Here is a 19,159-nt window from a genome sequence, read left to right as displayed (position 1 = left end):
GTTTGGGCCGCAACGGGCAACGAGGCCCCGTCGGGAACGTCAGATGATCGCGTGGTGCCGAAGAAACGCCGGGAGCATCGCTGACCAAGCCGCTGCCGTCCTCGCGGTTTATTGGGTTGTCGCTCTGCTGATCAGGCTGACCGTCCGGGATAGCTTTGTTCCGGCATCCACCATCTTCTACGCAACGCCCATCATTGTCCTGGCAGGCATCGCCGCAATAGCCTGCTTGTTGCTCCTGGTCCGGCGTCGTCGGCGTATGGGCTGGTTGTGCCTCGGTGCCGCCGTGGCTTGCATGGCATGGTGGCACTGTGCGACCCGTTTCACTTCCGCGACGGCCAGCGACGGCAAAGGCGTGCGGGTCCTGGCCTGGAACACCGCAGGGCGCGCCTTGGAACGGCCGGGCGTCATCGATCAGATCCGTCGGGTCAATCCGGATATCATCGCCATGAATGAGGCCGGCCCGGCCACCAAGGAACGAATCGCCCAATACGCGGCGGCGTTCCCCGGATACAACATCTCGACAATCTATCATGGTATGATACTGATCACGCGCGGCGAGCTTGTCGAGCATGAATGTGGCGATTTGGCAGACCGCGCCTGGTACAAACACACGTCGGTGCTGGTCGGCGGTGTTCGTCTCAGCGTCATCCAACCGGAGATCAGGAGCAACCCGTTTTACTCGCGGGCGGCGGCGATACAGACCTTGACTCGCTTGGCTTGCTCGATGTCAAATGAGCCGACGATCATCATCGGGGATTTCAATACGCCTGCAGATTCGATCCACCTTCGCGGACTTCGGCAGGATTTCCTTAATGCCTTCGAGGCAGCCGGCAAAGGCCATTACGCAACGTGGCCGATACCATGCCCGGTGCTGGCCATCGACCAAGCATGGGTCAGTCGGCTGCTTCGGGTGACACGTTGCGAGTTGGGCTGGACGTGGAAGTCTGACCATCGGCCGCTGATCTGTGAAATCCAACTGGCGAATTGAGCGGCGAGGAAAAACCGTTCGGATGGCAGGGCGGAAGCTCTTTGCCCAATCCTCAACCAGCATCACCGGCAAAGGTAAGCAAAAGTTGAAACGTGGCCGGCATTCCTAAGGCAGGCCGCTTAAGAAAAGCATCGCGGATGAAGGCTTATTGACATCAACACCCACCCGTCAGACTCCCCTTCTTCGACGACGTCTTCCGCACCTCAAGAAGAAACCGTTTGGAGAAGAGGGCTGCAAAGCCCGCTTCAGGTACCGGCACGCCATTTGATTCTGCAGCAGGCCCGGCTTGTCTGAAGTCAGGGCATAGCCGGTGTCTTGCAGTCTCGCGGCCGCGCTGGGGAGGGCACGCTGTCATCCGGCAACCGGCCCAGCAGGACCTTGGCGGAACGTCGGAACCCGGCGGCAGCGCGGTGCGACACAGGCTTGAGATGCCCCAGCCATTCTTGCTTGTAGCGGCTGTACATATCGAAGATGCCTGGATCGTGACACGGCAGCAGAATCGCTCCGGCCTCGGCCATACCGACCAGCCGTTCGGTCGCCGCGAGCAGCCGGGCGTGAGTCACCCGCAGCCGCGCCAGAATACCCTGCTCGAGCAGGTCATACCGATAGACGTCATCGCTGCAGACCACCGCCGCGCCCGAGGGAGTCTCGATGCGCACGGCCAGGCTGCACACCGAATGCCCCCCAAGATAGCTCACCGTTACGCCCGGCATGACCTCGCCCTCATCAAGGACCGCCAGCCGGCCGGCCTTGTCGGCGTCAAGCAAGAAGTCGGAGAACGCGAAATCGACGTAACTGTTCCAGCCTCCGTTCACCCGTTTTGTGAGGTTGTCCTCCCAGCCTGTCCTGGAAACGTAAATGCGGGCGTTGGGGAATCGCAGGATCGCCCCGCCATCCTTGCCGTCGGTCAGGCCATGGTGATCAGCGTGCAAATGAGTAAAGACAATGTGGCCGACACTCTCGGGAGCGATGTTCAGCCGACTCAGCCAATCGAAGATGTTGCCGTGCGGCTGACGCACATCGTCGGGGGCGCCCGGCAAATCGCGGAAGAAGCCGTAGCGCCTGAACATCCAGTTGATGTAGGGCAGTCCGACAGGCCCCAGATCGATCAAGGCACGACGCCCGGGACCGCCATCCGCCAGGAACGCATAAAGCGTGAAATCAACCCGATCCTCGTCGCTATGAGGATCGCCCAGGACGTGGTTCTTGCCGAGCGTGCATTGCCCGACGTGCATCGGCACGAGTTGTAGGCTGCTCTTCAATACCACGTCCCTTGCCGTCCTGGGATCGACGTTCCCGCACAAGCAATGTCCCACCCCTTTGAATCGCAAGTCACTATAGGCTCGGAATCCGCACAACTCAAAACAACATCGCGCGGTCCTGCCCCCGCCTTGCCGCCCCCGCGCCAAGACCCTATCATCTTCGTGACGCCGGGCACAAAGGGCGCTCCGCCGAGCCAGTAACCAGGCTGGACGCGACGGGTGCCGAAAGAACCGGGCGCCATGGTGACGACAGGGGCGTGTTGAGTGTCCGTAAGTTCGCCACAGCCAACGACTTTCGTGCGACAGGGGCTGCTCGAAGGTCCCGGCCATCGCGAGCTTTGGTGCCTGAACTTCGGCCCCCAGCACCCGGCCACGCATACCACGCTTCGGCTTGTCCTGGAACTGGACGGTGAGACGGTAGTAGCCTGCACCCCGCATATCGGCTATCTCCATAGCGGGTTCGAAAAGCTCGGCGAGCATCTCGACTACAACCAGTACGTGACAATCACGGACCGCATGAACTACATCAGTCCGATGGCCAACAACATCGCATGGCACCACACCTGCGAGAAGTTGTTCGGCATCGAGATCACACCCCGCTGCAAGGCCATTCGAACGATCATCGCCGAGTTGGCGCGCATCCAGGACCACCTGCTTTGTGTGGGGGCCGCCGCCTTGGACCTTGGCGCATTCACGGCCTTTCTCTACGGCTTCAATGAGCGGGAATGGATCAACGACCTTTTCGAAGAGGTCTGCGGCGCCCGCTTCACGACCAGTTACACGCGCGTGGGCGGCCTCATGTTCGATATTCCGCCCGAATGGCCCCGGCACGTGAAGGAGTTCCTCGCACGCCTTCCACGGGCGATCAGCGATCTCGAAAACCTGCTGAACCGCAACCGGCTGTTTATCGAGCGAACCAAGGGCATCGGCTATATGAGCCGGGACGATGCCATCTCCTGGGGCTGGACGGGTCCGCTGGCCCGAGCTTCCGGCGTGCGTCGCGATCTCCGCAAGGATGAACCGTATCTCTGCTATGCGGACAATTGGGACGGCAAAGGCTCGTCCGGGGTCTCGTTCCAGGTGCCCATCGCTACCGGCGGTGACGTGCTCGCTCGTTACCTGGTCAGGATCGAGGAGATCAAGCAGGCCGCAGGCATCATCCACCAGTTGATCGACAACATTCCGCCCGGGCCGGTGAATGTGCTTCCAAACGATAAGGTCACACTGCCCGACAAACGAGAGGTCTACTTCAGCATCGAGGGATTGATTCACCACTTCGAGCTGATCATGACCAACCGAGGGTTTACGCCCCCGGTGGGCGAGGTATACGGGGCCAATGAGACGGCCAACGGAGAGCTGGGCTTTTACCTGGTGAGCGACGGCGGGCGCTGTGCGTACCGCGCCCGCTGCCGGCCGCCGAGCCTTGTTCATTTTCAGGCCTTCGAACACCTGATCGTCGGGCATCAGATCAGCGACGTAGTCGCGGTGTTGGGTAGCCTGAACATCATCGCCGCAGAGTTGGACAGGTAACGGATGAAGATCGCCAATGGAACCCCACGGGCAAGCCCGGGGCCGTGCGGCGGACTTCGACGAACACCGTGAGTCAGCAAGGGCCGACGAGGGCGTCGGCCTCACGGTCAGAGTCACAAAGGGCCGACGAGGGCGTCGGCCCCACGGTCAGAGTCACAAAGGGCCGACGAGGGCGTCGGCCCCACGGTCAGAGTCACAAAGGGCCGACGAGGGCGTCGGCCCCACGATCGGAGTCAAACGGACTGACATGAGCGTCGGCCCGGTGATCCGCGAAGAACGACAGAGAAAACGATGGCGTGGCGAACGATCGACAGGAATCAACCGGCACCGGACGACGCGGAATCTCCGCAGATCAGCGAGGCGGTGAAGGCGAGAATCCGCGGATTCTTCACCCGGTATCCCAGCAAGCGGGCCGCCCTGCTGCCGGCCCTGCACATCGTGCAGGAGACTTATGGCTGCGTGAGCCGCCGGGCGATGCGCGACTTGGCCGAGCTGCTGGAGCTTGCTCCATCAGAGGTCATGGACACGGCATCCTTTTACACGCACTATTGGACCAAACCGAGAGGACGCAAAGTGATCGTCGCCTGTCGGGGTCTCTCGTGCGAGCTGATGGGCGTCCAGGAGGTCAATCGGGCGGTTTGCGAGCACCTGGGTATCAGGGAGCACGAGACCACCGCAGATGGTGAATACAGTTTCGTGACGGAGGAATGCCTCGGCGCGTGCGAATACGCCCCCTGCCTGCTGGTCAACGAGCGGTTACACAAAAACGTGCGCCCCGAGGACGTGCCCCGCATTCTGGCAGACCCCGACAATGACAAGATCGGCTTGGAACGGAGTGATTTGTATGACGGGGTGAAGGCGTGAGAAGGCACCGTTCCGGCCTTCGGTGCGCTACGGCGCGGCAAGCACGGTTCGGCAAGAGGGCGTGAGGTGCGCCTGACGACAGCGCAGTGATCATGAAACGGTTTGAACCGGTCTTGTTGAGGAATGTCGGCGTCGCAGGGGTGCGGCGGCTGGAAACGTACCGCGCGCGGGGCGGATACGCCGCGGCGGCCAAAGCGCTCCGCACGATGACTCCCCAGCAGGTCGTCGACGAAGTCAAGCGATCGAATCTTCGCGGTCGAGGCGGCGCAGGCTTCCCGACCGGCGTGAAATGGTCGTTCCTTCCCGCCGACAGGAGCATCACATATCTCTGCGTCAACTTCGATGAATCCGAACCGGGCACGTTCAACAACCGATACATCGTCGACCATGACCCGCACCAGTTGCTCGAAGCCATCCTGATCGCAGGATACGCCACACGGGCAACCGTCGCATATATCTACATCCGCGTCGAGTTCCACGAGACCTTCCACATCCTTCAGAAGGCCCTCGACGAGGCCTACGCGGCAGGCCTGTTCGGCAAGCGTATCCTCGGCTGCGATTACTCGCTCGATTGCCACATTCATCGCGGCGCAGGGGCGTACGTCTGCGGCGAGGAGACAGGGCTGATCGAATCGCTTGAAGGAAAGCGCGGCTGGCCGCGAATCAAGCCGCCCTTTCCCGCCATCAAGGGCCTTTTCGGACAACCCACGGTGGTCAATAACGTCGAGACGCTCTGTTGCCTTCCGCACATCATCGAGCAAGGCGCGGCCTGGTTCCGCTCCATCGGTACACCTGGAAGCAACGGTCCCAAGCTGTACACGATCTCCGGGCCGGTCAACCGCCCAGGCTGTTTCGAGGCGCCGCTGGGGCTGACGGTGCGAGAGCTGATCTACGGCGACGATTTCGGCCGTGGCATGATCGGCGACAAGAAGGTCAAGGGCGTGATCCCCGGCGGGCTGTCGGTCGGGATCCTGACCGGCGATGAATTGGACTGCAAGCTGGACTTCGAAGATCCGGTGAAATACGGCCTGCTCGGCCTGGGCACGGCCGGGGCCATCGTCATCAACGAGGAAACCGACATCCGCAAGGTGCTGCTGAATGTAACCCGGTTCTACGCCCATGAATCCTGCGGCCAGTGTACGCAGTGCCGCGAGGGATCCGCCTGGATGTATAAGATCGCCAAGCGCATCGCCGCCGGCGCGGGACGCAGCGAGGATCTCGACATCCTGATCGAGAATTCGCACAACATGGGCATGATACCGGGCATGAGCATCTGCGGTCTTCCCGACGGGGCGGTGTATCCGATCAGAACGATCGTCGAGAAGTATCGAAGCGAGTTCGAGGAGCACATTCGACGCCAGGAACCGGCGGCGGTGGCGCAGACGTTGCGAAGGATCAATCCCGCGGTGTACGAGATGCCGATCGCGGGGAGAAAAGGATGAGGAGGCTACTAGGCTGCTAGACCTCTAGACTACTAGGAAGTGAGCATGTTCGATCTGCCGGGGCGGCAACCCGACCAGGTTCTGTTCGTTTCCTAACAGTCTAACAGACTGACAGGCTAATAGACTGATCCGTGCCCACAATCATCATCGATGGCCGAACAATTCAATGCCGCGACGGCATTACCGTGCTCCAGGCAGCTCTGGATGCCGGCATCGATGTGCCCCATTACTGCTATCACCCGGGCCTGTCTGTCGTCGCCTCATGCCGGCTGTGTTTGATGGAAATGAAGATACTCGACCCCAAGAGCGGGGACCTCGAATGGTCGCCGCGGCTGATTCCCAGTTGCCAGACGCCGGTCCGCGACGGGCTGGAGGTTCGTTTCGAGACGGAGAAGATCCACGAGCACCGCAAGCGCATCATGGAGTATTACCTGTTGAATCATCCCCTGGACTGTCCGGTCTGCGATCAGGCGGGCGAATGCTACCTCCAGGATTACAGCCTCAAGTTCGGCGAGGCCGTTTCGCGAATGGTCGACCCCAAGACCGTCAACCCCAAGAAGGATGTGGGACCGCGAACCCTGCTCTACCAGGACCGCTGCGTGCTCTGCTCTCGCTGCGTGCGATTTACTCGCGAAGTCTCCGGGACGAGTGAATTGTGCATCGTGAACCGCGGTCATGTCGCTGAAATTGATGCCTTCCCCGGCCGACCACTGACCAACAAGCTGCAGGGCAACGTCGTGGACATCTGTCCGGTCGGGGCGCTGCTGGACAAGGATTTCCTCTTCGCCCAACGGGTATGGTTCCTGACGACAACCAACTCGATCTGCCGGGCGTGCAGCACCGGCTGCGCGATCCGCATCGATCAAAACCGCAACCGTGTTTACCGGCTCAGGCCTCGATGGAACGTTGGCGTGAACGACTGGTGGATCTGTGACGACGGGCGGTTCGGCTGGAAGTTCATTCTCGATGAGAAACGGCTGTCGACGCCCGCCGTTCGTTGCGAAAATGGCCACGAGCCGCTGCTCTGGGAATCGGCTCCGGAGCTCGTCCGCCGGCGACTAAGCCAAACAATCGACCGGCACGGCCCCGCATCGGTCGCCGTCCAGTTGTCTCCGGAAATGTGCTGCGAAGAGGCTTGGCTCCTGGCCGACTTCGTCCGCCGGATCGCTCCGCACGCCGCCCTGTCGCTGGGCGACGTCCACACGATTGGCGAGCCGGAGGTTTTTCCCGTCGGGGCGGCCGAGGAGTCGGCCAGATTCGTCATCCGACCCGAGAAGCACCCCAACCGCCGAGGCATCGAGGCGATTCTAACGGCGATGGGCGGGCCGGTGCTGCCACGTGAGGAATTATGGAAAGAGGCTGCCGCCGGGCGTTTTCAGGCCCTGTGGATCGTCGGCGGTTACCCCGACAACGACTGGCCCACACAGACGTTGCCGGACGCGGCCGCAAAACCCGAGTTGCTCATCGTTCAGGACATGTTCCCCAACAGGCTGACCGCACGGGCCGACGTTGTGCTGCCCTTCTGTGCGTGGACGGAGCGTCAGGGGACGTTCATGAACCACGCCGGCCTGGTACAACCGTTTGAGAGAGCGGTCGATCCGCCCGAAGGAGCCATGCATGACGGGCAGTACCTGTACGCGATCGCCGGCCACACAGGCTTGTATGCGAGTGAGAAGGTGCGGAAGATGATGATCCCGACGGTGCCGGCCATGGCGGACGTGCACGTGCCGGAACCGCAGCCGAGATTTCAGCACTGAAGATGATCGACTTGCTCAAGACCCAACTCGGCTTCAGCGTGGCACTGATGGTGGTGCTCATCACTATCATCATGGGGTTCGTCGCATATGCTATCCTGCTGGAGCGCAAGGTATGCGCATGGCTCCAGGACCGAATCGGGCCGAACCGGGCCGGGCCGCTGGGCCTGCTGCAGCCGATAGCCGACGGGGTGAAGTTCCTGCTCAAGGAAGATTTCACACCCCGCGGCGCGGATCGGCCTTTGTTCTTCCTTGCGCCGTGCATCGCTTTTGCCGTTGCAATGATCGGCTTCGCGGTAATCCCCTGGGGCGGCCCGCTTGACCTGGGCGGGCCCGAGCCGGTGCGCGTGCAGGTGGCCGGCGTGGACATCGGCCTGCTCTACATTCTGGCGGTCGGGGCCATGGGCGTGTACGGGCTGGTACTGGCCGGGTGGTCGAGCAACAACAAGTTCTCCTTTTACGGCGGAATGCGGGCCGCCGCCCAGACGCTCAGCTACGAGATCCCGATGGGGCTGGCCATCCTCGTCGTGGTGCTCACCACCGGGCAGGTTCGGCTGGAGAAGATCGTCGAGTACCAGATGCAGTCCACGTGGAACGTTCTGCTGCACCCGCTGGCGTTCCTGATACTGCTCGTCACGGCCTTCGCCGAGACCAACCGCATGCCTTTTGACCTGGCCGAGTCCGAGCAGGAACTCGTCGGGGGCTACCACACCGAATACAGCTCGATGAAAATGGCCTTGTTCTTCCTTGGCGAATACGCCCACCTGATCACAGTAAGCGCGTTCATGACCGCTCTGTTTCTCGGCGGCTGGGAGCTGTTCCCCTTCAGCACGCGGCTCGGCTGGGGCTGGCTCGACTGGATCTACAAGTCGCAGACGCTTGCCGCCGCCTTGTGCCAGTTTGCCATCGTGCTCAGCAAGGTCGTCGTCTTCATCCTTTTCTTTATGTGGGTTCGATGGACGCTCTTTCGGCCGCGATTCGACCAGCTCATGCGGTTTGCCTGGAACGGCCTGGTGCCGGCGGGCATCGCGTTGGTCGTCCTGACCTCGTTGCTGCTCTATAAGAACGTCGTCGCGTCGTTCTGGTCGCCGCTGTGCAATGCAGCCGTGTTCGGGGCGGCCGTGTTGAGATTCTATGTCTGGTCGCCGGCCATCACCGGCCGCCAGGCCAACCTGCCGCCCATCGAAGGCTCGCTGACAAGGAGGTTCGAATGAACGTTCTGACACTGATTCTTGCGGCCGCAACCCTGGCCGCCCCGCTCCCGGAGGCCGACATTCTCGGCCAGGCGGACGCACGGATTGAGAAGCATCGCAAGGGCGATATCGTGCTCCGACTCACCAACAATGGCAGAGTGCCTCCTGCCGGGCTTCACGTGCGGATCAGACAAACGCGCCATGCGTTTCTCTTCGGCTCCAATATCTTCAAGCTTGGCGCCTGCGGGAGCCCCGAGGCCAATGCCGCTTACGAGCAGCATTACGCCGCCCTGCTCAACTACGCGACGTTGCCTTTCTACTGGTGGCACTATGAGAAAGATCGCGGAAGGCCTGATTATGACAAGACCAAGGTGATGGCCGACTGGTGCGCCGCCCACAACGTGATGACGAAGGGACATCCGCTGGCCTGGAACTGGTTCGATCCAAAATGGCTTCCGGACGATCCGAAGGAGGTGTTGCGACTTCAACTCGAGCGGATCGAGGAGTGCAGCCGCCGCTTCGCCGGGCAGATCGATATCTGGGACGTGGTCAACGAGGCAACGCACTACGATCGGCCGGACTGCAAGAAGAACTCTCCCAGACTGACCAAGATCATTCGTGATATGGGAGTCGGGCCCTTTGTCCGAGCCGCCTTCCAAGCCGCGCGCAAAGGCAATCCCAAGGCCACATTAATCATCAATGATTACGCCGTCGGCGACGAGTTCGCCGCAAAGGTGATCGACGAGTTGGTGGACGACGAAGGCAGGCCCCTTTACGACGTGATCGGCATTCAGTCTCATCAGCACGGCGGAGCGTGGCCGGCCGAAAAGATCTGGGACGTCTGCGAAAGGTTTGCCCGCTACGGCAAGCCGTTGCACTTCACTGAAACGACGTTCATTTCGGGCGCCCAAGGCAGGAATCTGGCCGAGCAGCGGCAGCAGGCCGGCTCCAAGTTCAAATGGGCCAGCACACCCGAGGGCGAAAAACGACAAGCCGAAGAAGTCGTGCGGTTCTATACCATCTTGTTCAGCCATCCGGCCGTCGAGGCGATCACCTGGTGGGACTTCACGGACTATAACGCATGGCAAGGTGCCCCCGCCGGTCTGCTGCGCGAAGACATGACGCCCAAACCGGCCTACGAGGAGCTGATGAAGCGGATCAAGGGTACGTGGTGGACCACCGAGACCGTGGCGACCGTGGAAGGGAACGGCGAGGTCCGCTTCCGCGGATTCCTCGGCGATTACACGGTGACAACAGCCGATCTCGGCGGATTCTCGGATCGGCCGCTGAGCGGAGACTTCTCTATCGGCAAGACGAACCAGAAACCGATCGAGGTGGACCTGGCATTCATCCCATGACGGCGGGATCGCGCATGATCAAGGATGAGGACATCATCGAGATCACTGAGCCGAAGTTGACGGCCGCGGACAAGCTCTATCTGCCGCAGATCATCAACGGCCTCAAGACCACGTTCCGGCATCTGTTCGCCAAGCGGTTGACGGTTCAGTATCCGGAGGAGCGGGTAAAGGTCCGCAAGGAGATCTATCGCGGCGTCCACCGGCTCAACCGCGACGAGCAGGGCCGCGTGGCCTGCGTGGCCTGTTTCATGTGCGAGACGGCCTGCCCGGCTCATTGCATTCATATCGTCGGGGCGGAGGCACCGTGGCCCGATCGCGAGAAGTACCCCGTACGTTTCGACATCGACGAACTGGTGTGCATCTACTGCGGCATGTGCGAAGAGGCCTGCCCGGTAGATGCGATCGAGCTGACGCCGGAATACTCGATCGTGGAGTACTCGCGGCAGGAGATGATCTTCGATATCAACAAGCTGCTCGAAGTGTTCGATCAGACGCGGGACGAGAAGCCGCGCAAGAACCCGCCCATCACCGGCTATGGCGGCACCGGCGGCTTGATTTCGCCGTCACCCCGACCATACGGCAATGAAACGGAGGCCGGTAGCTTGTGACCACGACTGGCATGTACATTCTGTATGCCTTTCTGGCCCTCGGCGCGGCGGGCGTGTATTTGTCCATGCCCGCCGGTCGATCAACAGGCCGACCGCTGCGATGGACCGCGCGCATTCTCGGGGCCGCATCGCTGGCGGCAATCGCAACGTACTGTGTTCGCTGGATCGGTGAGGCGTTCGATGGACGAGCGTTCTTTGTTCTCTTCGCCCTGGTGGCGATTGTGGCGGCGGTCCGGGTGGTGACGCATCCGAAGCCGATCTACTGCGCGCTGTACTTCGTGCTCGTGGTCCTGGCGGTGGCCGCACTATGTCTGCTGGCCCTGGCCGAGTTCCTTGGCGCGGCCCTGGTCATCGTGTACGCCGGAGCGATTCTTGTAACCTATGTCTTTGTGATCATGCTGACGCAGCAGCAGGAAACCGATCCGGCGAACCTGACAGGACGTGAGCCGCTGGCGGCGGTCACGCTGGGCTTTCTTCTGTCCGCTGCCGTCGTCCAGGCGATGGTTTCGGCTGATTCCGCCTCGCAGATGGCAAACACCGGCGTGCTTGTCGGTGCCACTGAGAGCGAAGGACGGTCGCTTGCCGCGTCCACAAACGCCGGGCAGTCGTCCCCCGTCGACGACGAGTCCGCCGGCAACGTGCGGTTGATTGGCAAGAGCATGATGACCACCTATGTCCTGGCGGTTGAAACCGCGGGCATCCTGCTGCTCGTCGCACTTGTCGGAGCTGTGAGTCTGGCTCGCAAGCGGATCGAGGCTGAGGCTTTGACGCCCGCCGAATTGGCGGCGCAGGCGGAAGAAACGGATATCAAGCGGCGCGGCCGTGAAGCACCGCCGTTTTGAAATGGGATGGGCCGACGGGGGCGTCGGCCCCACTGCGTTGGGCTCGGGGATGCATCGCGGAAAGATGGGCCGACAGGGGCGTCGGCCCTGCAACGCCGGGAAAACGATGGACCTGACGAACGCTTACATTCTGGTCGGCGCGATCCTCTTCGGGATCGGTGTCGCCGGTTTTCTCGCCCGCCGCAACATGATCCTCATGTTCCTGTCCACGGAAGTCATGTTCCAGGGAGTGATTCTCAACCTCGTGGGTTTCGGCCTCAAGCATGGCCATTTGACCGGACAGGTGTTCTCGTTGTTCCTGGTGGTGGTCGCGGCCGTAGAGGCCAGCTTGGCCCTCGGATTGGTTGTCCTGCTGTTCCGCCGAAGGACAACCTTGGACAGTCACGCCTGGGAGGAAATGCGGGGATAGACTCGCAGCGGCCGGCTTGGCGGCTCATGCTTCGCCAGGCAATGCCGGCCGCGGCAAAACGGACAACACGACGATGATGCTGGCCGCAGTCGACACCGACATTCTGAACCTCGCCCCACTGGTCCCTCTGCTGCCCTTGCTGGGAACCGCGATCGCGGGACTGGCCGGCCCGCGCGCGATCAAGGGCGCCAGTCACTGGCCGATCATTATCGGCGTCGGTGCGGCCTTGGTATGCAGCATTCTCCTTCTTCTCGAGGTCGCCTCACTGCCGGTTCGAGCCTATGATGACCCCTATATCTTCTATTCATGGTTCGTTCCGGCGGCCGGCGTCTCGTTCAACATCAGTTTTCAGGTCGATCCACTGACAACGATCATGCTGACCACCATCTGCGGCGTTGCTCTGTTGGTCGTGATCTACTCCCGCGATTACATGCGACATCATGGACGCCCCCAGCGCGGCTACGAACGGTTCTTCGCCTTCATGGGCCTGTTCGTCTGCAGCATGTGCACGCTGGTCCTGGCCGGCAACTTCCTTCTGCTCTATCTCGGCTGGGAAGCAGTCGGTTTGTGCAGCTACCTGCTTATCGGCTTCTACTATCAGCGCCCGGCCGCGGCTGGAGCGGCAATGAAGGCCTTTGTGGTCAACCGCATCGGCGATTTCGGCTTCGGCCTGGCCGTTCTCCTGCTCTACCGCTGGCTGGCCCCGCACGTGCCGCCCGGCGAAAGCCCGCTCGACTACGCCACGGCCTTCAGCTATCTCGGACATCTGACCGCCGGCCAGACCACGACTATCGCCCTGCTTCTGTTTTGCGGGGCGGTCGGCAAGAGCGCCCAATTGCCGTTACATGTGTGGTTGCCGGACGCCATGGAAGGTCCCAGTCCGGTCTCCGCATTAATCCACGCCGCCACGATGGTCACGGCCGGCGTCTACATGGTCGTGCGATGCGGTCCCGTTTTCGCGGCTTCGCCGGTCGCATTGAACACGGTTGCGGTTGTCGGGGCGGCCACCGCCCTATTTGCCGCAACCATCGCAATCGCCCAGTACGACATGAAGCGGATCCTGGCTTACTCGACCATCAGCCAGTTGGGTTACATGTTCCTCGGCGTCGGCGTTTTCGCGGCGGACTCGGCCATCTTCCACCTGTTCACTCACGCCTTCTTCAAGGCCCTGCTGTTCCTGGGGGCCGGCAGCGTCATGCACGCCATGGGCGGCATCATCGACATCCGCGAGTTCCGCGGCCTGAAAAGCATCATGCCCGTCACCTTCCTGACATTCTTGATTGGCTCGCTCGCCTTGGCGGGCTTCCCCCTGCTGTCCGGGTTCTTCAGCAAAGACGAGATCATTCACGCCGCCTTCGTGTTTCATCCGGTGTATGGAATTCTAGGCATGACGACGGCCATCCTGACGGCGCTGTACACCTTCCGCATGATGTTCATTGCCTTTCACGGCGAACCGCGAATTCCCGAAGGCGTTCATCCACACGAGACCGGCCGCTGGATGCTGGTGCCGCTTGTCCTGCTGGCCGCGGGGACCGTCACCGCCGGCTACGCGGGCGTGGCGATTCGCCCAGGGGGGTTTGCAGGACTGTTCGAGCCGAGCGGCGCATTCCACGAGTTTCTCGCCCCGGTCGTCGCACCGTTCAAGGAAGCATCGATTCCCCGCTTGGGACACCGGACTCACGGCGACGGATATGCACTGATGTATGTGTCAGCAGCACTGGCGATCCTGGGCATAGCGGCCGCCTACGTGCTTTTCGTCCGGCGTCCGACATGGTCGCAGACCGTTCGTCAGGCGTTTCCCCGAATCCACGGGCTTTTGGTTAACAAGTACTACGTTGACGAGGCGTACGATGCCCTGATCGTCCGGCCCCTGTGGAGGTTGGGCGCTTCGCTGTACGCCCTCGACCAGTTTTTCATCGACGGCACGCTGCGATTGATCGTGGCCGTTCCGCAGGCCCTCGGTGCGGCGCTTCGCACACTGCAAACCGGAGCGACGCAAGGTTACGGCGTGGTGATGACCGGCGGCATCGTCCTGATGGCATTGATCGTCTGGCTGATGAAGTAGAAACCTTATGACTGAGTTGGCGGAAACCTGGATCTTGACACTGCTGATCACCCTGCCACTGGTGGGTGCGGTTGTCGTTGGCCTCGCCGAGGCTCGCGAAGCGGATGAGGCCGCCGCCCGCCGGATCCGCCGCACTGCAATGGGCTTCTCATTGGCCACCGCGATATTGACCCTCCTGGCAATCCTGCTATTCTTCGGGGCAGTAGACCGCAGTGGTCGATCTCTTGCCGAGCAGGGACGCTATGCGCTGTGTCTCGACCGGCTGTGGGTCAGCGACGAAGAGACCGCCCCATCGGCAGCTCGCGGGGCCGGCTACGTCGATTTCCGCTATCATGTCGGCGTAGACGGTATCAGCCTATGGCTGGTTGTGCTGACGGCCGGCATCGCCCCGCTGACACTATGGTCGGGCTTCGCGTCGATCCGCCGGCGAGTCAAGGAATACCATGTCCTGATGCTCCTGCTCGAAGCCGGCATGATCGGCGTGTTCTGCGCCCGAGATCTGCTGCTCTTCTACATCTTCTTCGAGTTCACGCTGATCCCGCTGTACTTCATCATCGGCATCTGGGGCGGTCCGAAACGGCAACAGGCCGCTCATAAGTTCTTCATCTATACCTTCGCCGGCAGTGTCTTAACCTTTGCAGGCGTTCTCTTCCTGGCTTACCAGGCGTATTCGCTGCCGGCTTCGGCAAACGGCGTCGGTGTGTTCACTTTCGACCTTGAGACACTCTATGCCCTGCGGCTGCCGCCCGAGACGCAATGGTGGCTCTTCGTCGCCTTTGCAGCCGGCTTTGCCATCAAAGTGCCGCTGTTCCCCCTCCACACCTGGTTGCCATTGGCCCACACTGAAGCACCCACGGCCGGCAGTGTCCTGCTGGCCGCCATCCTGCTCAAACTCGGCACCTACGGATTCCTGCGGTTCAGCCTGCCGATGCTTCCCGCGGCAACATTTGCGTTTGCTCCTCTGATGGCCATACTGGCCATCGGCGGAATCATCTGGGGAGCCCTGGCGGCGTGGGTTCAGCAGGATATCAAGAAGCTCATCGCCTATTCCTCTGTCTCGCATCTCGGCTTCTGCATTCTCGGCATGTTCAGCCTGAAATCCGCAGGGCTTGTCGGCTCGGTGATGTACATGCTGAACCACGGCCTCTCCACTGGAGCCCTGTTTCTTGTCGTCGGCATGATCTACGAGCGGTATCACACCCGCCGATTCGACCAGCTTGGCGGACTGGCTCGACCCATGCCCTGGATGGCGTTCTTTCTTGTCTTCTTCACTCTCAGCAGCATCGGCCTGCCGGGTCTTAACGGCTTCGTGGCCGAGTTCCTCGTCCTGCTCGGCACCCTGACGTCGAACGCCGATGGCACCGGCCCGCTAGGAATCATGCACGCCGCTTTTGCCGCCTCGGGTGTAATCCTCGGAGCGACTTACATGTTGTATCTGTGCCGGCGGGTGCTGTTCGGCCCCTTGCGCGAGCCGGCACGGGCGCCCGAAGACTACGCCGGCCTGTCCCGTGATTTGGACAAACGCGAAATCGGCATTCTGGCCCCCATTGCCGCCGCATGCCTCGTCCTGGGCCTCTTTCCCAATGTGATTCTCAGCAGCATTCGTCCGGCGGCAGACAGACAGATTCTGGCCCGGCTGCGAGAGACGCCTGGGAAAACCCAGGATTCAGGAATCACCGTCCAGCGCCACGAACTACCGGATGAAACATTCTTGAACCGTCGTTCACCACTCGGGACTACTCGTCGAGCCTCATGGCACGGAGGCCTCGACTATGAATGATTCCTCCCTTCTTCTTCTGGCCCCCGAGGTGACACTCGTGGCAGGCGCGTCGCTGGTCTTGCTTATCGGCTTGGCCCGACAAGAAGCCGTGCGAGCCAGTTCGTTTCTCCTGGCGTTTCTCACCGCTTTGGCTGCCTTGGCAATAGCATGGGCAGCCGGCCCGCTGGAACGGCCGATCCGCGCATTCGGCGTCGAACTGACCAGCCTGACCTGGTATGTGCGTTTGACGGCCTTGGGCATCGGCCTGGTCGTGCTCTTGGTTCACCATCACATCCCGCAGGAGGAACAGCGCGGCGAAATCTTCAGCATGATCCTGTTCAGCCTGACCGGCATCATGCTGACGACCATGGCCGACGACCTCGTCCTGCTGTTCCTGGCCGTCGAACTGGTTAGTGTGCCCACTTACATATTGGTTTCCATGGGACGAAGTGACATCCGTGCCCAGGAAGCGGGCTTCAAGTATTTCTTCCTCGGCGCATTGGCCGCCGCACTGCTCGCCTACGGCCTGAGCTTTCTCTATGGAGCATCCGGCGACACCTGCCTGAGCCGGATGAATCTCGACGGCAACCATGCCTACGTCATCATCGGTATGCTCCTGGCCTTCTCGGGCATCGCATTCAAGATCGCAGCCGTGCCCTTCCACGCCTATGCCGCCGACGTCTATCAGGGCTCGGCCTCCCCCACCGCCGGGCTGCTCGGCTTCTTTCCCAAACTGGCCGGCTTCGTTGCGCTGATCAAGCTGCTCATGCTGGTCCAGCCGCGAGGGACCGGCCCGCTTGGCTGGGAGATTCCCGACATCGGCTTTGCATTCCTGTGGATTGCGGCGGTGGCAACAATGATCGTCGGTAATGCCCTGGCCCTGTTGCAGACCAACGTCAAGCGGATCCTCGCTTATTCGAGCGTCGCTCATTCCGGCTACATGCTGGTAGCCGTGCTGGCCGGCCCCGTCGCGGGAGGCGGACCGCTGCGAAACGGCCTCTCCGCCATGCTCTTTTACGTCACCGTTTACGGCCTGATGAACCTCGGGGCTTTCGCGGTTCTGTCAGTCACCCGAGCTGACGGGCGCGAAGTCGAGGAATTGGACGACTTGGCCGGCCTGTCGCGGTGCCATCCGTCAGCGGCATTCGCTCTGGCGGTCTGTGTTTTCAGTCTGATGGGCCTGCCTCCCACGGCCGGCTTCCTCGGCAAGCTGTACATCTTCAGCAGCGCCCTGTCAGTCGACCCGAGCCACCCCCATCGCCTTGCCCTGATCGCCTTGGCCGTCATTGGCGTCATCAACGCCGCCATTGCCGCCGCGTATTACCTGCGAATCGTCGCCGCCTGCTATCTGCGGCCTCCCCGATACCGGTTTGCTCTCGTCACCCGCAGCCGACCGCTCCAGTTCGGTGTGTTCTGCTGCTGCCTGGCCGTCCTGCTGATCGGCCTTTGGCCCGCACCGCTGATCCGCATGTCCAGCCAGCCGTTCCTCGAGCTGCGCCCGCCGAGCATGCTGGCCAAGAACTCCCCTTTTCCCCAGCCGCCCAGCCGCCGACAAGCCATCAAGCACGACACGGCTGGTCCGCATCGAAGATAGGTATGGCCGGTGTCGTCTTCCACTTGCCGCGTGTGAAATCGGGGAAATCGACCGGTCTCGACCGGCCGGCCACAGATTTGACGGATAGATCGACAACCGCGCTCCAGGTCGCGGCATCGTAGACATCCAGGTCAGGATACCATCCGTGTCTGAGAGCCTTAATCAGGCGATAGTCCTCGATGAAGTCCATGCCGCCATGGCCGGCCCCCTTGGCTTTCTCCTCCATCGTCACCCACAACGGGTGGGCGAACTCCTTGCGGTAGGCCTCCGGCGACTCCCACTCATGCTCCTTGCTGCGGCCCTCGACGTAGATCTGGTCCGGGAACCCGCGGAAGATGCCTTTCGTCCCCTGAACAAGGTTGATCCGGCTGTACGGCCGGGGGAGGTTGGTGTCGTGCTGCAGCATGATCGAGACGCCGTTGACCGTGCGCATGAGGGTGGTGTTCACGTCGCCGAGCACCGATTTCTCCTTGCGGCGCGGATCATCCGGCGGGAAATGCTCGGCCGCATAAGCCTGCATCCCCCTGGCGGCACTGCTCATCGAGACCAGAAAATCAAAACGATCGCCCCGGTTGATGTTCGTGTACCAGGCCAGCGGACCAAGACCATGGGTCGGATACAGGTTGCCGTCAAGTCTCCAGCCGTGAGCCCGCCGCCAAAGACCCTCGCCGGCGCTGCTGAACTTGAGCGCCCGCAGGTCATGAAGGTAACCGCCGGCCGCATGGACAATCTCCCCGAAAAGGCCCTTGCGAACCATGTTCAGCACCATCATCTCGGATCGGTCGTAGCAGCAGTTCTCCATCATGATGGCGTGACGGCCCGTCTGCTCGGACGTCTCGACCAGCTGCCAGCATTCTTCAAGCGTCATGGCCGCCGGAACCTCCGTCGCGGCGTGTTTGCCGGTCTTCATCGCATACAGGCAAACGGGAACGTGCCACTCCCAGGGCGTCGCGGTGTACACGAGATCGAGATCCTCGCGGTCGCACATCCGTTTGAAGTCCCAAGGGCCGGCGCTGTAACCGACCGGCTTGGGCTTGCCCGCCTGCTCGGCCAGTCTCTGTACATGAGCAACCTTCTCGGGCACGATGTCGCAGACCGCACGCAACTCGGCCCCTTCGATCTTCAACAGGTTATTGCAGTGGTTCGTCCCCATGCCTCCCACGCCGACAAAGCCGATCCGCACGACGTCCCGCGGCTTGAACGCGGGAATCGCCGCGGCCGGACCCACCCGCGTCAGACCGGCACAACCTTCCAGGACCACGACCCCCATCGCCGCGCCGGCCGAAGCGGCCGCCCCCTTAAGAAAATCGCGACGGTTGACTTCGGGCTTGCGTTCGCTTGACGGTTTCTCCATTAGGCTGCTCCCTTCTCATACAACGGCCCCAAAACGCCCGGCGACCGCTTGACCGGGCAGACTCGGATTCGCTTCACGACCGCATATCCTGCACGGTTGCACCCGCCAGTCAACCACCTGATCGCCTCCTTGCCGCT

General features: G+C 61.8%; 15 protein-coding genes. 13 read left to right on the top strand and 2 right to left on the bottom strand.

Annotated elements, in window-relative coordinates; all coding sequences use genetic code 11:
* Window positions 1-43 precede the first annotated feature (43 nt).
* Complete coding sequence (locus tag PLL20_01885; GenBank protein HPD28717.1) at window positions 44-988, top strand: endonuclease/exonuclease/phosphatase family protein; 945 nt, start codon at window positions 44-46, stop codon at window positions 986-988.
* Between the two features lie 296 nt (window positions 989-1,284).
* On the opposite strand, the gene PLL20_01880 is transcribed toward PLL20_01885, so the two are convergent.
* Window positions 1,285-2,250 carry a hypothetical protein gene (locus PLL20_01880; protein ID HPD28716.1) on the bottom strand — a complete coding sequence of 322 codons (966 nt, stop codon included), beginning with the start codon at window positions 2,248-2,250 and terminating at the stop codon, window positions 1,285-1,287.
* A 297-nt stretch (window positions 2,251-2,547) separates the two neighbouring features.
* Between PLL20_01880 and nuoD the strand changes: the two genes are divergently transcribed.
* From nuoD to PLL20_01820, 12 genes are all read left to right on the top strand, one after another.
* Window positions 2,548-3,780, top strand: coding sequence for an NADH dehydrogenase (quinone) subunit D (gene nuoD / locus PLL20_01875; GenBank protein HPD28715.1), 1,233 nt, complete (start codon window positions 2,548-2,550; stop codon window positions 3,778-3,780).
* A gap of 291 nt (window positions 3,781-4,071) precedes the next feature.
* Entirely contained in the window at window positions 4,072-4,644 is a 573-nt protein-coding gene (locus PLL20_01870; GenBank protein HPD28714.1) for an NAD(P)H-dependent oxidoreductase subunit E, read from the top strand.
* A gap of 92 nt (window positions 4,645-4,736) precedes the next feature.
* Window positions 4,737-6,086 (top strand): NADH-quinone oxidoreductase subunit NuoF, encoded by a 1,350-nt coding sequence (gene nuoF, locus PLL20_01865; GenBank protein HPD28713.1) that lies wholly within the window; start codon window positions 4,737-4,739, stop codon window positions 6,084-6,086.
* Between the two features lie 131 nt (window positions 6,087-6,217).
* Window positions 6,218-7,843, top strand: a complete 1,626-nt coding sequence (locus PLL20_01860) for a molybdopterin-dependent oxidoreductase (GenBank protein ID HPD28712.1) — start codon at window positions 6,218-6,220, stop codon at window positions 7,841-7,843.
* A gap of 2 nt (window positions 7,844-7,845) precedes the next feature.
* Window positions 7,846-9,054 (top strand): NADH-quinone oxidoreductase subunit NuoH, encoded by a 1,209-nt coding sequence (gene nuoH / locus PLL20_01855; protein ID HPD28711.1) that lies wholly within the window; start codon window positions 7,846-7,848, stop codon window positions 9,052-9,054.
* Window positions 9,051-10,391, top strand: coding sequence for an endo-1,4-beta-xylanase (locus PLL20_01850; GenBank protein ID HPD28710.1), 1,341 nt, complete (start codon window positions 9,051-9,053; stop codon window positions 10,389-10,391). The genes nuoH and PLL20_01850 overlap by 4 nt, the downstream gene beginning before the upstream one ends.
* 14 nt (window positions 10,392-10,405) lie before the next feature.
* A complete protein-coding gene (locus tag PLL20_01845; GenBank protein ID HPD28709.1) occupies window positions 10,406-10,999 on the top strand; it encodes an NADH-quinone oxidoreductase subunit I in 594 nt (197 codons plus the stop codon).
* Window positions 10,996-11,841: an NADH-quinone oxidoreductase subunit J gene (locus tag PLL20_01840; GenBank protein HPD28708.1), complete on the top strand. Its 846-nt coding sequence runs from the start codon at window positions 10,996-10,998 to the stop codon at window positions 11,839-11,841. The genes PLL20_01845 and PLL20_01840 overlap by 4 nt, the downstream gene beginning before the upstream one ends.
* A 106-nt stretch (window positions 11,842-11,947) precedes the next feature.
* Window positions 11,948-12,250 carry an NADH-quinone oxidoreductase subunit NuoK gene (nuoK, locus tag PLL20_01835; GenBank protein HPD28707.1) on the top strand — a complete coding sequence of 101 codons (303 nt, stop codon included), beginning with the start codon at window positions 11,948-11,950 and terminating at the stop codon, window positions 12,248-12,250.
* A 73-nt stretch (window positions 12,251-12,323) separates the two neighbouring features.
* Window positions 12,324-14,315 (top strand): NADH-quinone oxidoreductase subunit L, encoded by a 1,992-nt coding sequence (nuoL, locus tag PLL20_01830; protein HPD28706.1) that lies wholly within the window; start codon window positions 12,324-12,326, stop codon window positions 14,313-14,315.
* 7 nt (window positions 14,316-14,322) lie between these two features.
* The gene (locus PLL20_01825) at window positions 14,323-16,095 is read left to right on the top strand and encodes an NADH-quinone oxidoreductase subunit M (protein ID HPD28705.1); all 1,773 of its coding nucleotides are present in this window, start codon (window positions 14,323-14,325) and stop codon (window positions 16,093-16,095) included.
* Entirely contained in the window at window positions 16,088-17,668 is a 1,581-nt protein-coding gene (locus tag PLL20_01820; protein HPD28704.1) for an NADH-quinone oxidoreductase subunit N, read from the top strand. Before PLL20_01825 ends, PLL20_01820 begins: the two co-directional genes overlap by 8 nt.
* Here PLL20_01820 and PLL20_01815 read toward each other — a convergent pair.
* A complete protein-coding gene (locus tag PLL20_01815) occupies window positions 17,634-19,022 on the bottom strand; it encodes a Gfo/Idh/MocA family oxidoreductase (protein ID HPD28703.1) in 1,389 nt (462 codons plus the stop codon). The genes PLL20_01820 and PLL20_01815 overlap by 35 nt on opposite strands.
* Between the last annotated feature and the right edge of the window lie 137 nt (window positions 19,023-19,159).

It is taken from the genome of Phycisphaerae bacterium (assembly GCA_035384605.1).
GTDB lineage: Bacteria > Planctomycetota > Phycisphaerae > UBA1845 > PWPN01 > JAUCQB01.
This window is presented reverse-complemented; position numbering and strand designations above follow the sequence as displayed.

Coding starts and splice junctions, on each gene's coding strand:
- PLL20_01885 (HPD28717.1), top strand. CDS start 44: ATGATCGCGTGGTGCCGAAGAAACGCCGGGAGCATCGCTGACCAAGCC.
- PLL20_01870 (HPD28714.1), top strand. CDS start 4,072: ATGGCGTGGCGAACGATCGACAGGAATCAACCGGCACCGGACGACGCG.
- nuoF (HPD28713.1), top strand. CDS start 4,737: ATGAAACGGTTTGAACCGGTCTTGTTGAGGAATGTCGGCGTCGCAGGG.
- nuoH (HPD28711.1), top strand. CDS start 7,846: ATGATCGACTTGCTCAAGACCCAACTCGGCTTCAGCGTGGCACTGATG.
- PLL20_01850 (HPD28710.1), top strand. CDS start 9,051: ATGAACGTTCTGACACTGATTCTTGCGGCCGCAACCCTGGCCGCCCCG.
- PLL20_01845 (HPD28709.1), top strand. CDS start 10,406: ATGATCAAGGATGAGGACATCATCGAGATCACTGAGCCGAAGTTGACG.
- nuoK (HPD28707.1), top strand. CDS start 11,948: ATGGACCTGACGAACGCTTACATTCTGGTCGGCGCGATCCTCTTCGGG.
- nuoL (HPD28706.1), top strand. CDS start 12,324: ATGATGCTGGCCGCAGTCGACACCGACATTCTGAACCTCGCCCCACTG.
- PLL20_01825 (HPD28705.1), top strand. CDS start 14,323: ATGACTGAGTTGGCGGAAACCTGGATCTTGACACTGCTGATCACCCTG.
- PLL20_01820 (HPD28704.1), top strand. CDS start 16,088: ATGAATGATTCCTCCCTTCTTCTTCTGGCCCCCGAGGTGACACTCGTG.
- PLL20_01815 (HPD28703.1), bottom strand. CDS start 19,022: ATGGAGAAACCGTCAAGCGAACGCAAGCCCGAAGTCAACCGTCGCGAT.